This window comes from Bacillus cereus group sp. BfR-BA-01331 (genome assembly GCF_022663915.1).
In the GTDB taxonomy this organism is placed as follows: domain Bacteria; phylum Bacillota; class Bacilli; order Bacillales; family Bacillaceae_G; genus Bacillus_A; species Bacillus_A mycoides.
In genome coordinates this window covers 82645-96365 of sequence record NZ_JAKUGJ010000018.1, presented here as the reverse complement: position 1 = coordinate 96365, position 13721 = coordinate 82645, and the positions used below count along the sequence as shown (strand labels likewise).

The following is a 13721-nucleotide window of genomic DNA, read 5'->3' as shown; positions in this document are numbered from 1 at the left end:
AGCAAGTAAATTAGGTCAAGCGGGTAAAGTGACCAAACTAGCAAAAAACGAGATTCCGCAAACTTTTTCGCATATTACAAGTAATTTACAAATGGGAGATCGCTTTGCTTTTGCAGGTATGGGTACATTCAAAAATGAATTGCCTAAAGTTGAAGATTTGTTTGTATATGCAAGTAGAGAAAAAAGTAAAGGATTAAATGATAATATAAATCAAACCTTTGGAGTTAAGAAGATTGAGGGGAAAAATTCTCATGAATCTAGGGGAGCTAGTTTAAAAGAAATTAAAAGACAATTAAATATACCTAGATTTCAACACCCGATTAGTCAAAAAATGGTACCATTAACAGATAGTAATGGTAAAAGGATATTAAATGATAATAAACAGCCTATTATGACTCGAGAATTAACATATGAAGTAAAAGGTCAAAAAATTATAATTCAAGATCATTCAGAGGGTCATAAGTTTGGAGAAGGTGGAATTGGAGATCAGCCACCGCATCATAATGTAAGACCTGAATACAATACACGAACAGGACAGGTAGATGGTATGGAGGATCATTATTATTTTGAGAAGAGAAATAAAAAATAGGGAGTATAAAAATGATTGATCAATTTAAATTTTTAAATCCACAAGCGTTAATTAGTATTTTTGGAAAAATACCAAAGTTTGAAGAATCAGAGTTATTAGATGTGCGTCTTAAAAGAGATGGTCCTACTTTAGTTATTCAATTGATGACAAAGGAAAATGTTGAAAACAAGCCAAAACGATGGAATAAGTGGGATGTAATTTATGTAGAGATATCTTTCTTTACTATTCATAATTTAACAATAAAAGGTTTAGGGACAGAAAATATAATTGATTATTTTGAAATAAATACGATAGAAGAAGAAGGTTTATTAAAAATTAAGTGTAAGAATCAAATGTTAGTTGAGTGCTCGTTTGAATGGGCAAAGGTAGAAGGGGTAACCCCAGGCTTAATAGGATTACCATAATTTTGATGGGAAGTAGATAGTTAATTTTTATAGTATTCATATTTTAATATTTTTGGATTAAATAAGGAATGTATCAAGGACATTATCTTTTTCTTCTTTATTGATACCAATGTATTTAAGTGTAATTTGTGGTGTGCTGTGATTGAGTATGTCTTGCAACATGTATACATCTTTAGTTTGTTTATAGAACCAATAGCCGAAGATTTTGCTCATGGTGTGAGTCCCAATAGATTCGATACCAGCAAAATCTTTGGCTTTTTGAAATTTTTGATAAGCCTAGATCTTATTAATGGGTTGATCTTCTTTTCGAGAAGGGAATAATATTTCACAGAAGGTGTAAAATGGGATGTTGATTTAGATGGTGATGGTGAAGATGATAGTATTAAGGATATGGTGAAAACGGGTGCGAAAAAAACTTGGTCAACAGTAGCAGGGGGGGAATTAACATGAAAAAAATACAGATTTTAATAAAAAAGTTTTTGAATATTATATGGCTCTTTATGCTGTAAATGATATAAGATCAACTATAATTACTCTTGTCATTGGGATAGCAGATATATTTGTGCTTTTGCCTGCTTTTGCGAATCCTGTTCAACCAATATATATGTACATAATAGTTCCACCAGTTGCTTTTTTAAATGTATGGGCAATATGGATTGTTATAAATCCTAGGAAGCGGCAATTACAATACACTCTATTTCGTGGGATATTTGGCATCGTATGCTCAGTAGGATTATTAGTTATAACCCAAAAGTTTGCATATGGAATGTTAGGATTACAAACTCCCATCTATTTTATTTTTTCGGTTGGTTTGTATATTTTTGCTTTGAATTATTATTATAAAAATCATATTAAAAAACTTCAGGAACCAATCAAAAAATCAAAATCATCGAAAAAAAACTCTGGTTTCGGAGTAGTGGCTTTTATAGGGTTGGGTCAACTCGTTGCTAATATCAGTCTTGGTTTTGCAACACAAAAGATGGTAGCAATTGTATTAATGTGTGTATACTCCATGCTTTCGTTTATTTTGTTTCATTTCATTATGGAACTCCATAGGTACTATTATTTAAGGAAGCATATAGAAGATGGGGGTAGAACACATGAAACCTTTTAAAGAGTCTGTATTGAATATTCAGTATATAATCGCGGTTCTCCTATAGTCAGTAAAGACTACGGAAAAGAAAAGGGAGAAGCAACATCATGAATATAGAATTACATTTAGATAAAGGAAGGATAGAAAAATAACAAAGGAGAGTAAAAATGAAGATTTGGGAATTAAAGAGTTCATTTGATGACTATGAATCCTTTCAACTATTGAATTTAGAAGAAGATTCTAAAAAGTATTTTGAAGGAAAAATGGACTCGGCAGTAAAAGCATCTGATTCATGGGGAGAAATACGTATTAAATGTGTAGAAGAAGGAAATCAAAGTGATTTTCCTCATTTTTGGGGAGAAGTTGGTACACCAATGGTTAGTGGAAAAGCTAAAAAATTCTTAGAGTCTATGCTCGGTGATAATGTAGAATTTCTTCCCCTAATTCAAGATGTGACGGGAGAAGTGTATTATATAATTAACGTTCTAAATGCAATAGATGCTATTGACTATGAGAAAGCTATACTAAAGAAACTACGTTCTGGCTTAGTAATAGATTTCAAAAAATACGAATTCTTACCTAATATGGTTAAGAACCAAACAATATTTAAAGTTTACTTAAATGAAATATTACATATTCCTTCCGTTTTTGTATCAGATGAATTTAGAAATACAGTGTTAGAAAGTGATTTAAAAGGTTTTGAATTTATAGAGGTATGGGATTCAGAAGCAAACATGTAAAAGAAAGTCCTAAAATAACTGATAGAAGTTGAAGCGATGGTTTACATTAACTAGACACTTACAAGATGGAGATAGTGCAGATATAACTTGGTCTATACCCAAATATAATACCTATCCTAAAGGAGAATAAATACTCTTAGAAAGAAGTTTTTTATATGTGGAAAAATATGATTTTGGAAATTGGAGATATATTGAAAAGTGTTAATTATAAGCTGAATACACCCGCAACGGATACTGAAGTTCAAAGATTAAGAGAACATGTAAAAGAGAAATTTAATGTTGATTTACCGAGGGAATACGAAGAGTTTCTTAAAACTGTAAATGGTTTAGACTTTGATGGACTGGTACTTTACGGAGTTGATTCTTCTTTACTAGAAACAAAAAAAGATGAACATATTTGCGGCTTTATAGACACGAATGAGATTTGGTATGAAAATGAATTTCAAAAAGAGTATTTTTTCTTTGGCGATTCAAATATTGCGTGGTTTTGTAAAAGCTTATCAGACGGTACTTATTTAGAACTTGATAAACCATCAGGTACGGTAATGAACACATATAATGATTTTAATACAATGCTTGAGGAAGCGTTAAAAATAACCCTTCTTTAATAGGAGGTAGTAAAAATTATGTTTAATTTTTTGAAAGAATATGTTGTAGCAGACAGAAGTGTCCGTTCTAAACAAAAACCTATTTTCTATCCTATATATCAAGATGAGATAGATGAGGCAGAAAGCTTATTACAAATGGAACTTCCAAAAGAACTGAAACGCTTTTATCAAGAAATAGGTTGTGGGTTTTTAAAGTATGACAAAAGAACGTTTTTCAACAGATTTATGGACCCGATTTCAGTTGCAGATTTCCGTTTAAGGCAAGATATTTATGAATATAATCCAAACCTAGATGATGTAGATGATGATGAATCATTAGTGTTTTTTGAAGTAACAGAACTTAACTTTTTAACCATTAAATTTAAAGAGGAAAATGAATTAGATCAATGTCCTATTTACTCTGAGGATGAGAAAATAGCGGATTCTTTAGAAGAATTTTTAATTAAAATGGATGAAAATCCTGACTATTATATTTAATCTTTTTAAGACTTGCTTTAAGGTGTAGCATTTGAAAAATATCTAATTATGAGTAAAAAAGCTTATGTATAACCTGCATAAGCTTTTTTAATGACATGTTAGATTGTATATTCCGTTCGTAATATATTTAAAGGGTGATTGGGTATTAAGATTAATTAATGGAATGAAAGATTTGGATTAAATGCACCTATTATTAAATTCGGGAATAATATCTCTAACGCTGAAAAATATTTGATTTAGGGTTTATTTTCAGTATTTTAGAAATAATCAAAGCGAGAAAAAGTAGAATGTTTCATGATTAGAATTGATTATATGCTAATATTCAATAGAAGATTAGAAGTTTGAAAATTCAAAATAAAATCTTATAATGCATTCGGTAAAATCAACCAATTTATATTTTACTCATTATGTATTAAAGGGGAAATGAAAAAAACTTGGTCAACAGTAGCGGGGTGGTTTAATTAACATGAAAAAAAGTATAGATTTTAATAAGAAAGCTTTTGCACATTATATGGCCCTTTATCCTGTAAATGAAATAAGAGTCCACGTAATTGGCCTTGTCCTTTTGGGGGCAGACGTGTTTGTTCTTTTGCCTGCGTTCGCGAATCCTTTTCGATTACTCTATGTATATATAGTAACTCCGCCAGTTATTTTTTTAAATTTGTGGGCGATATGGATTGCTATCAATCCTCGGAAACGACAATTACAATACACTCTATTTCGAGGAGTATATGGCACCATATGTTCAGTCGGATTATTGGTTATAACTCAAAAATATGCCTATGAAGTGTTACAATTACAAACTCCCATCTATTTTATTCTTTCATTTGGTTTGTATGGTTTTGCTTTGTATCATTTTTATAAAAATCATATTGAAAAACTTCAGGAACCAAGAAAAAAATCAAAATCATCGAAAGGAACTGGTGGTGTAAAAGTAGCAGCTATTGCAGCGGGATTGGGGCAGTTAATTGCTAATATAATTCTTAGCATTGCAACACAACAGATGGGGGCAATTGTATTTATGTCTGCATGCACAGTGATTTCGTTTGTTTTGTTTTATATGATTATAGAACTCCATAAGTATTATTATTTACGGAAGCATATAGAAGATGGAGGGAAAATACGTATAGGCTTTTAAAGAGAATTTGTTGCATTTCAAGTATATAAGCGCATTCTTCTTATGGAAGCCATTCACGAGGTTTATAGCAATAAAAGATGTATAAGTGGAAGATTATATTCTGGTAAAACATCTGAAGGAATGGAAATTAGGTTTGTTCTTATTAATGATAAGATTATAACTGTTTATCCAATGTATTAAAGAATGTGAGTTACTCAAAAATGAAAGTAACTACTCAGCCCATAGTTAAAAATGCAAGACAATATAGAGGTAATTGCTAAGAAGCACTCCCCCTAAGTTTCAGATGAAATTAAATGATTGAATATTTATATTTAAATAACTGACTATTTATGCTTTAATATTTCTATGTACATAACTGGGATGATTAGGAAATTATATTTAATATGTTTTAAGAAAGGGGAATGTTTTTTATATGGAAACTCCAGAAAATCAATTTAAACGTGCACTTAATCCTTGGTTCTCCATTTGGACAAAACCACGTGATACAATGAAAGAAATTTTTATATCCAAACCTAAGAATGTGTTTTTACTCATTTTATTAGGCTCATTCGTACAGACTTTAGATCGAGCATCTTCTAAAAATATGGCGGATTCAATAAGTAGTCCATTTTCAATAATCTCAATAGTTATATTCGGTACCTTCGTTGCTTTCTTAATTTATTATTTTTTGTTACCAGCGTTATTCAATTGGGTGGCAAAAAAACTTGGTGGACAAGGTACCTTTGAAAAAACACGTTACTCAGTTGCCTATTCTTATATCCCTTACGTTTACTCTCTTATATTAGTTTGGGTGCCTTCATTTTTCTTGTTTGGGATAGAAAACTTTACGAGTGAGACACCGGAAATGGATAGTAGCATAACTTTAACGATTTTGTTTCTTATTTTTGCCATAATTGATATAGTTATTGGAATTTGGACAATCATTATTTCCTTAAAATGTTTAGGAGAAGCACACCAATTTTCAGCATGGAAAGCATTATTAACAATAATAGTGTCCTTTATGATTATCATTCTTCCTTTGGTAATAATAGTATTTCTTATAGTAGGGGTTACAACCCTTTAATAATTTATTTGCTTCTTATTTATCCAAACGTTTTCTACGCGCTGTTAGTAATTGTTACAGGCTGAACAACCACATGATTCGGATGTTCCACTTGGCGAAGCGTATGACCTTTATGATCAAATTGATCGCCCGTTTTACGGCCTGTTTTTCTTATTATCAGTGTTAACAGGAATTTGTGAAGGCAAACTTGAAAATCAAAATATTAAACCATTAAAACCTTAGGGTAGCTGAGTAGTTACAAATGAAATATATATAAAGTGACAAAAAATGAAGACCTAGATTCTTTAAAAATAGAATTACCAAAAGAACTAGAAATTGTAGCAACATTTTTAGAAAACGATATCCAAGGTATTCCAGTTAAATGGTGGTTACAAAAAATTGATGAAGTATTAAATAATTTAAAAGAATATAATGAATTTCAAGGTACATTATGTGCAATTCAAGTAAAAAAGGATGAAACTATACTTGTAGATTTATATTCTATCCATGATCCTAATATATGTAAGATTGAAACAACTGAACTTAGAAATTTAATTGAAGTTTGGGGACAAGAACAAAAAATATATAAAAATAATAACTAAAAAATTAACTTTTATAAAAACATTTAAATTAAAATTCTTCTTAAGCGTGAGCCCAATAGCTCACGCCTTTTATTTTGATTGACTATAACATTTATTTTTAAAATTTATAATCATACTATTTGTTACGAACAAACTTTCAAAGAATCCATTGGTGTTACAGCTAATTGAAGGTGCTTTTATCTTTTATGCGGGAAGGAGTGGGGTGGCTTGTGTGGGATTGTTCTGGTTGCCCGTTCAAAAAGTATTTAAAAGTAAAAAAAGGTCGTCAAACTCACCACAATCGGTATCTTAAGAATTAAAAGAAAAAGCAAAACATGGGGTTTGCTCGGAAGAAAGATTATAAATCTAGACCGAGTGAAAATTGAAAAATAACACCCCTCAAAGAGAAAAAATTCTCTTTGAGGGGTGTTATATAAAGAAGTCATCCTGTTCAAGATAATCTTCTATACTTTATTATTTTGAACTAGTACCATTCTTCAAGCTATCTCCACCACCAAGCTCCGCCTCAATCTGCGAAGTCTTCGATGACTCATCCATACGCCAATACGTAATAAAGCTTATCGCGATACATCCAGCTACGTAGAAGTAAAATAGTGATTCCATTCCGATACTTTTTAGCCATAATGCGATGAACTCGGCTGTTCCGCCAAATATCGCAACGGTTAGTGCATATGGTAAACCTACACCAAGTGCGCGAATTTCAGTTGGGAAGAGTTCGGCTTTTACAATCGCATTAATGGAAGTGTAGCCAGTAACGATAATGAGGCCGACCATCATGAGTAAAAATGCTACCATTGGTTCTGTCGTTTTTTCCATAAAGAAGAAGATTGGAGCTGTTAGTAACGTTCCGAGAATACCGAAAGCCATTAATAGTGGGCGGCGTCCAATTTTATCGGATAATAGCCCTGCAATTGGTTGAAGTACAACGAATATAAGTAGTGCGGCAAAGTTAATCCAGCTTACAACTTCTTTCGGGAGACCAACTGTGTTTACCATGAACTTTTGTAAATATGTTGTGTACGTATAGAATGCAACAGTGCCTCCTAGTGTTAGGCCGACTACTGTTAATACTGCTTTCGGGTGTTTCATAAGAGCGCGAACGGTTCCTGCGTTTTCGCGGTTTTTCGATTCCATATTTGAGAATTGCTCCGATTCATCCATCGTACGGCGAAGCCATAATACAGCTACTGCTCCCATCGCACCAATAATGAATGGAATACGCCATCCCCAAGCTTTCATATCTGGTTCGCTTAGTAATTGCTGAAGAACAATTTGAACACCTAATGCAACCATCTGTCCAGCAACGAGCGTTACATATTGAAAACTTGAATAAAAACCACGGCGACCACTACTAGCCATTTCAGATAAATATGTTGCGGAAGTTCCATACTCTCCGCCAAGTGATAACCCTTGCAGTAAACGAGCAAGAACTAAAATAATTGGCGCCATAATACCGATGCTTTCGTAACTAGGTGTACAGGCGATAATTAAAGAACCACCGGCCATAACTGTAATGGAAAGCGTTAATGCTGCCCGGCGGCCGTGTCGATCTGCATAACGTCCCATTAATAAACTTCCGATAGGGCGCATTAAAAATCCGACTGCGAAAATAGCTGCTGTGTTCAGTAACTGACTCGTTGGATCTCCTTTAGGAAAGAACTCTGCTGAGAAGTAAACAGCGAAAGCAGAGTAAACGTACCAGTCGTACCATTCAATTAAATTGCCGACGGAACCTTTGAAGATATTGCCGGCGACTCGGCTTGATTTTACTTGAGCCATAATAATTCCTCCTCTTGCTTATAAATAAAAGGTATATATGAAAGCGTGTTCAATATAGTTGAATTGTACTGTTCTTGAATTAAAATCTCAATATTATGACAATTTTATTCTTTTTGTACTTTATGTACATGGTTATTTTTAATAGTTGATTCATTTTCAGTTTTGTCATAATAATAGAAAAAGGAGATTGATAGTTTTGAATATTTTATCAAAGGATATGGAGTATGAAAAAATCACGAAAAGTGTCGTTACAAACGAAAATATTAGGCTTAATTATTACATTAATTTTATTTGTCGTTCTCCTATTAGCGGGAATATTCGTTTACATTCAGTCTGTTGATACGAAACGGCAAGTGGAGCAATTAGCTCTGCAAACGGCGAAGTCACTTTCTTTTATGCCAGCTATCAAAGAGGCCTTTCAATATAACGAGCATAAAAGTACCATTCAATCCATTGCGGAACAAGTTCGTGAGCAAGCTGGTGCAGATTATGTAATTATAGAAAATCGTTATGGCGTTATGTATTCACATTCTAATTCGGAGTTGATTGGTACAAAGAGTAACAATCCATATAACTATGAAGCACTCACTTTTGGTGGCTATTATACACTCGAAGGAAATGGTGCAAGTGGCCCGGCTTTAATGGCGAAGGCGCCTATTATTGTTCATAACGGAGACTACGATCAAGTAGTAGGCGTTGTGACAGTAGAGTTTTTAATAAAAGGTATTGAATCTAACATATTGAGTAGAACGAAAGAAATTATACTTTTTTCTTTAGCGGTGTTACTAGTTGGAATTGTTGGCGGCATTCTTTTAGCGCGTAGTATTCGTAAAGATACACTCGGTTTAGAACCGAATGAAATTGCAGCGCTATACCGGGAACGAAGCGCGATACTACTATCTATAAAAGAAGGGATTATCGCCATTGATCAAAATGGTTTTATTACGATGATGAATACTTCGGCAGAAGAGATGCTGCATGTAAAAGGTGATTATATGCAGAAGCACATTTCAAAAGTTTTACCGGATTTTCATATGGAAAGAGTGCTAGAAACCGATCAAGAAATCGCATTTCAAGATAAAGTGTTTATTTTAAACATGACACCGATACTCGAAAATAATAATACGGTAGGCGTTGTATGTAGTTTTAGAGATAAAACAGAACTGCAAAACCTTGTTAACACAATATCTGAGGTAAGAAAGTATTCAGAGGACTTACGTGCTCAAACACATGAATTTACAAATAAACTGTTCGTCTTATCAGGATTACTTCAGTTAGGACATTACAGAGAAGCAATTGAATTTATCCAGCAAGAATCTACTATTCATCAAAGTCAAAACCATATTTTATTTCATCAAATTCACGATGCGAAAGTACAAGCTATTTTATTAGGGAAAATCGGAACAGCATCTGAGAAGAAAATTGATTTTCATATTGAAGGAGATAGTGCGCTTCATCCGTTACCAGACCATATAAAAGTTTCGCACCTTATTACGATCCTTGGAAACATAATCGACAATGCATTTGATGCGGTGAGTAATCAAAATGAGAAGAGTGTTTCATTTTTTGTTACGGACATTGGGCACGATATTGTGTTTGAAGTGATAGATAGTGGAGCAGGGATACCAGCTGAAAAAATCACGACAATTTTTCAAAAAGGATTTTCAACGAAAGGAAATGATCGTGGTTACGGACTAGCGAACGTGAAAGAAACGGTAGATCTACTAGAAGGAACAATTGAGATTCAAAACGAGAGAAATGGGGGAGCTATTTTTACAATTTACATTCCAAAAACATTGAGAGAAAGTACATGACAAACAGGGGGATGGGCATATGTTGAAGGTTGCAATTGCGGAAGATGATTTCCGTGTCGCGCAAATTCAGGAAGAGTTTTTATCAAAAATAAAGGACGTAAAAGTGATCGGAAAAGCATTGAACGCAAAAGAAACGATGGAACTACTACAAAAGGAAGAAATCGATTTACTTCTATTAGATAATTATTTACCAGATGGAATTGGTACAGACTTATTGCCGAAAATCCATGCTGACTTTCCAAACGTTGACGTCATTATGGTTACAGCGGCGAATGAAAACCATATGTTAGAAAAAGCAATTCGAAACGGCGTAAGCAACTATCTTATAAAACCGGTCACGTTAGATAAATTTGTTCGTACCATTGAAGACTATAAAAGAAAGAAGCAATTATTACATAGTAACAATGAAGTAAATCAAGCACTAATCGATAACTTCTTCGGTACTTCGCAAACACAAGACATAAAAAACTTACCGACAGGTGTAGATCCGCTAACACTGCAAAAAGTGAAAGGGATTATAAAAGGATTCGAAGAGGGAATTACAATAGAAGAAATGGGAGAACAAATGGGAGCCTCCAGAACAACCGCAAGAAGATATTTAGAATACTTAGTAGCGACGAATGAATGCACAGTAGAGTACACATATGGCATTATCGGACGACCAGAGCGAAAGTATCGAATAGGACGAGGATTATGAAAAAACGATTATTACTATGTATATGGATCATGACAGGAGTAATAGCTGGTTGTTCCGTAGAAAAAAAGTACACAAATAAAGTGAACATAGAAGAAGTAGAAATCGTTGCACCAAACGTTCAAGGAGCAGGGTGGGACTTAACAGCACGGGCGATGCAAAAAACACTAACAGAAGAAAAAATCTTCACAAAACCAATCACTGTCACAAACAAAGTAGGTGGCAGCGGTGATGTCGGATGGAAATATACGAAACAAAAAGGCGGTCACGTACTTGCGATTAACTCAAGCTTACTCATAACGAACAACCTACTAGGCCACAGTAAACTAACATATAAAGACTTCACACCGCTCGCGCTACTTGCATCTGACTGGGAAGTCGTTGTCGTATCAAAAGAATCAAACATAGAAAACGCAAACGAACTAATGGAACAACTCAAACAAGACAAGAAAAACTTCAAAATCGGCGTTGCCCCCGGCCTAGGAAACGACGATCACCTATCCTTCGTACAAGTAAGCAAAGCATTCGGCATAAACCCTGCCAAACTACAATTTTTCGTCTACGAAAACAAAGAAAAAATCATAAACGCCCTAACGAACAAACAAATAGGCGCCGCAACCATGACCCTATCCGAAGCCGAAAAACAATACAAAGCCGGCAAAATAAAAATACTAGCCGTATCCGCACCAAACCGCCTAGACCGACTACCAGAAATCCCAACTTGGAAAGAACAAGGAATCGATGTTATCTTCCAGCACTGGAAAGGGATTATGGGGCCGAAAGATATGACGGAGGAAGAGGTTGCTTATTGGGATGATGTGATTAGGAGGATGGCCCAGAGTGATACTTGGAAGGGGATTTTGAGGGAGCGGGGTTGGAATTCTTATTATAAGGATAGTGCGGAGACTAGGGGTTTTTTGGAGGAGCGTAGTTTAGGATATGGTGAGTTGATAGGGGGAATTGGCTTGAGATGATGGGAGGTAGTACTTCTACAATAAGCTATGTAAAAAAACACCTTCTCACTGTATGTACTAATCATGTAAAGTGAGAAGGTGTTTTTTATGGTTATAGAAATTATAGATTAAGATTAAATTATTCGTTAACGTTATTGGTAACAACAGAAGCAATATAAGAATTATTCAACCAATAACACTGTTTTGTAATTTGCTGACCATCAGGTAAAGTTACTTTGTCAGAGCCATTACGAGCTTTTGGTCTAATATGTGCCACACCGTTGAAATTCATTTTTGGTAGGTTATTTATTTCAACGGTTTTATCACCACGTATTTTATATTCAAGTTGAATACCTTCATTTACTACTGTATTTACTTCTTCCCAAAGTCCCCGCATTTCTTTTTCTATTGTAGGAACAGGCATGTTCCAAAGTTTAATACCTTTAAAGTAGAGCTCGCGGTTTGGGTTTTCTTTTTTTGTTTGTTTGAATTCAAAAATTACAAATAAAAACTTAGTTTGATAGAAGCGTTCACGGATTTCACTTTCTTCCCATGACTCGTTTGTCCATTGATGAAAATCAATCGTTTCAAATGACATGCTTTGTTCTGGTTTTCCGTTTGGCTCTAGGCGAATTGTTTTAAATTCTATATTGGCTTTTGCAAATTCTTCAATATTAGTAAGGCGTGTGTTTTTTATACCTAGTAAAGAACTTACCAATGATGGAACGAAATTTTTTGCAGTAGGTTTAGAATCTATATCTAGTGATTGGGAGATCTCTTTATCTGTTAATCCTATATAAGGTTCGAATTTGGAATGAAGAAATTCCTCTAATGATTTTCCTTTTAAGTCGTTGGCTGTTGTGAAGCTTATTAACTCTTCATTTTTGATATATCTGCGAACTAATGTAGTCATATAAGAAGGTTTTAATGAAAATGCTCGTTGCATTGCTGGTATTTCTGAAAATGGTTGTGAACGAATTGAATTTTTATTTGCTCCTTTTGTACAAGCTCCTAAATAATTTGTATCGCCTTCGGATAACTCGTGTGCTTTTCCAGAGCGAATCTTAGATACGATTGTTTCCCAATCTTGTTTTATTATTTCTAAATCAGCTTCAGGATATGAAAATAGAACACTTTTTGTGATATGGAAGTCTTGACGATTTACGTCTGCTTTCCATTCGTAGAACATAAGTAATAATTTTTGGTTCTTTTCCCAGAAGCTAGACTCTTTGAAGGATGTATTAACTTCCTCCATGTAGTTAATGATATTTAAAACTAAGCGTTCTTTAGAGGATAAAGAACCATTTTTATTTTGCTTAAAAGGTGTTACTTTCAGTTTGACTCCAAGGTTTTTAAAGTTAATGTCCGCATCTGAGGGGCTTGCATACCCAAAAAATCTCTCTTTGACTAATTGGCCAAGTTCACCTTTTGAATTTGCTGTTGCAAGTTTATTTGTTGAATTGATTTCACTAAATTTGTGTCCTTCAGCCTTTTTTGCTTTTAACATTAGTTCATCTAGTGTAGCGTATGTAACCATAGTAATCCCCTTTCGTTATCTATATTAATTGGTTTGCTTAGAAACCTTTAAATGAAAAGTTATGATATAATAAAAAGCTGTTTCAATTTTGTAGAGATAAAAACTCTGTAAAGGAAAAGCCGCGGATTTCTTATTAAATAAGATATGGAAATCAAAAATCTATATTATGGAACGGAAGTATGTACTCTCATAATATAGGGATTGATCTTTTCCTTACTTTTTATTATAATGAAGCATAAAGAAATAAAATA

Annotated in this window: 15 protein-coding genes and 1 pseudogene; 13 read left to right on the top strand and 3 right to left on the bottom strand. The window is 33.7% G+C overall.

The genetic code is table 11. From position 1 onward, the window contains the following. Positions 1-589, top strand: a 589-nt coding sequence (locus tag MR155_RS23870) for an HNH/endonuclease VII fold putative polymorphic toxin (RefSeq protein WP_242311246.1), incomplete at its 5' end; no start/stop codon positions are given. Between the two features lie 11 nt (positions 590-600). Beyond that, positions 601-993 carry an immunity 50 family protein gene (locus tag MR155_RS23865; protein ID WP_000566919.1) on the top strand — a complete coding sequence of 131 codons (393 nt, stop codon included), beginning with the start codon at positions 601-603 and terminating at the stop codon, positions 991-993. Positions 994-1050: 57 nt separating this feature from the next. Here the strand turns inward: MR155_RS23865 and MR155_RS23860 are convergent. After that, a pseudogene (locus MR155_RS23860) lies at positions 1051-1314 on the bottom strand (tyrosine-type recombinase/integrase); the annotation flags it as partial. A 169-nt stretch (positions 1315-1483) separates the two neighbouring features. Between MR155_RS23860 and MR155_RS23855 the strand changes: the two are divergent. The 8 genes from MR155_RS23855 to MR155_RS23820 all read left to right on the top strand — a co-directional run bounded on the left by MR155_RS23855 (position 1484) and on the right by MR155_RS23820 (position 6693). Further along, positions 1484-2107, top strand: a complete 624-nt coding sequence (locus MR155_RS23855) for a hypothetical protein (protein WP_242311245.1) — start codon at positions 1484-1486, stop codon at positions 2105-2107. A 146-nt stretch (positions 2108-2253) separates the two neighbouring features. Further along, entirely contained in the window at positions 2254-2826 is a 573-nt protein-coding gene (locus tag MR155_RS23850; protein ID WP_044440342.1) for an Imm43 family immunity protein, read from the top strand. A gap of 155 nt (positions 2827-2981) precedes the next feature. Next, complete coding sequence (locus tag MR155_RS23845; protein WP_044440340.1) at positions 2982-3434, top strand: YrhA family protein; 453 nt, start codon at positions 2982-2984, stop codon at positions 3432-3434. An 18-nt stretch (positions 3435-3452) separates the two neighbouring features. Next, positions 3453-3911 carry an SMI1/KNR4 family protein gene (locus MR155_RS23840; protein WP_044440338.1) on the top strand — a complete coding sequence of 153 codons (459 nt, stop codon included), beginning with the start codon at positions 3453-3455 and terminating at the stop codon, positions 3909-3911. Positions 3912-4377: 466 nt separating this feature from the next. Continuing rightward, on the top strand, positions 4378-5049 hold the full coding sequence (locus tag MR155_RS23835) for a hypothetical protein (RefSeq protein WP_242311244.1): 672 nt from the start codon (positions 4378-4380) through the stop codon (positions 5047-5049). Positions 5050-5461: 412 nt separating this feature from the next. Further along, on the top strand, positions 5462-6112 hold the full coding sequence (locus MR155_RS23830; protein WP_002010942.1) for a Yip1 family protein: 651 nt from the start codon (positions 5462-5464) through the stop codon (positions 6110-6112). Between the two features lie 51 nt (positions 6113-6163). Continuing rightward, a complete protein-coding gene (locus MR155_RS23825; RefSeq protein WP_002010943.1) occupies positions 6164-6334 on the top strand; it encodes a hypothetical protein in 171 nt (56 codons plus the stop codon). 35 nt (positions 6335-6369) lie between these two features. Then, on the top strand, positions 6370-6693 hold the full coding sequence (locus MR155_RS23820; protein WP_242311243.1) for a hypothetical protein: 324 nt from the start codon (positions 6370-6372) through the stop codon (positions 6691-6693). Positions 6694-7146: 453 nt separating this feature from the next. On the opposite strand, the gene MR155_RS23815 is transcribed toward MR155_RS23820, so the two are convergent. Next, positions 7147-8472, bottom strand: coding sequence for an MFS transporter (locus MR155_RS23815; protein ID WP_242311242.1), 1326 nt, complete (start codon positions 8470-8472; stop codon positions 7147-7149). 224 nt (positions 8473-8696) lie between these two features. Between MR155_RS23815 and MR155_RS23810 the strand changes: the two genes are divergently transcribed. The 3 genes from MR155_RS23810 to MR155_RS23800 are packed head-to-tail and all read left to right on the top strand — an operon-like array spanning position 8697 to position 11954. Continuing rightward, positions 8697-10286: an ATP-binding protein gene (locus MR155_RS23810; protein ID WP_242311241.1), complete on the top strand. Its 1590-nt coding sequence runs from the start codon at positions 8697-8699 to the stop codon at positions 10284-10286. A 19-nt stretch (positions 10287-10305) separates the two neighbouring features. Continuing rightward, on the top strand, positions 10306-10983 hold the full coding sequence (locus MR155_RS23805) for a response regulator (RefSeq protein WP_242311240.1): 678 nt from the start codon (positions 10306-10308) through the stop codon (positions 10981-10983). After that, positions 10980-11954, top strand: a complete 975-nt coding sequence (locus MR155_RS23800) for a tripartite tricarboxylate transporter substrate binding protein (protein WP_242311239.1) — start codon at positions 10980-10982, stop codon at positions 11952-11954. Before MR155_RS23805 ends, MR155_RS23800 begins: the two co-directional genes overlap by 4 nt. Before the next feature lie 118 nt (positions 11955-12072). Here the strand turns inward: MR155_RS23800 and MR155_RS23795 are convergent, their stop codons facing one another. After that, positions 12073-13470 carry a Sau3AI family type II restriction endonuclease gene (locus MR155_RS23795; RefSeq protein ID WP_242311238.1) on the bottom strand — a complete coding sequence of 466 codons (1398 nt, stop codon included), beginning with the start codon at positions 13468-13470 and terminating at the stop codon, positions 12073-12075. Between the last annotated feature and the right edge of the window lie 251 nt (positions 13471-13721).

Bases quoted from the DNA above. Each gene is read 5' to 3' on its own strand.
- MR155_RS23865 (WP_000566919.1), top strand. From the start codon at position 601: ATGATTGATCAATTTAAATTTTTAAATCCACAAGCGTTAATTAGTATT.
- MR155_RS23855 (WP_242311245.1), top strand. From the start codon at position 1,484: ATGGCTCTTTATGCTGTAAATGATATAAGATCAACTATAATTACTCTT.
- MR155_RS23850 (WP_044440342.1), top strand. From the start codon at position 2,254: ATGAAGATTTGGGAATTAAAGAGTTCATTTGATGACTATGAATCCTTT.
- MR155_RS23845 (WP_044440340.1), top strand. From the start codon at position 2,982: ATGTGGAAAAATATGATTTTGGAAATTGGAGATATATTGAAAAGTGTT.
- MR155_RS23840 (WP_044440338.1), top strand. From the start codon at position 3,453: ATGTTTAATTTTTTGAAAGAATATGTTGTAGCAGACAGAAGTGTCCGT.
- MR155_RS23835 (WP_242311244.1), top strand. From the start codon at position 4,378: ATGAAAAAAAGTATAGATTTTAATAAGAAAGCTTTTGCACATTATATG.
- MR155_RS23830 (WP_002010942.1), top strand. From the start codon at position 5,462: ATGGAAACTCCAGAAAATCAATTTAAACGTGCACTTAATCCTTGGTTC.
- MR155_RS23815 (WP_242311242.1), bottom strand. From the start codon at position 8,472: ATGGCTCAAGTAAAATCAAGCCGAGTCGCCGGCAATATCTTCAAAGGT.
- MR155_RS23810 (WP_242311241.1), top strand. From the start codon at position 8,697: ATGAAAAAATCACGAAAAGTGTCGTTACAAACGAAAATATTAGGCTTA.
- MR155_RS23805 (WP_242311240.1), top strand. From the start codon at position 10,306: ATGTTGAAGGTTGCAATTGCGGAAGATGATTTCCGTGTCGCGCAAATT.
- MR155_RS23800 (WP_242311239.1), top strand. From the start codon at position 10,980: ATGAAAAAACGATTATTACTATGTATATGGATCATGACAGGAGTAATA.
- MR155_RS23795 (WP_242311238.1), bottom strand. From the start codon at position 13,470: ATGGTTACATACGCTACACTAGATGAACTAATGTTAAAAGCAAAAAAG.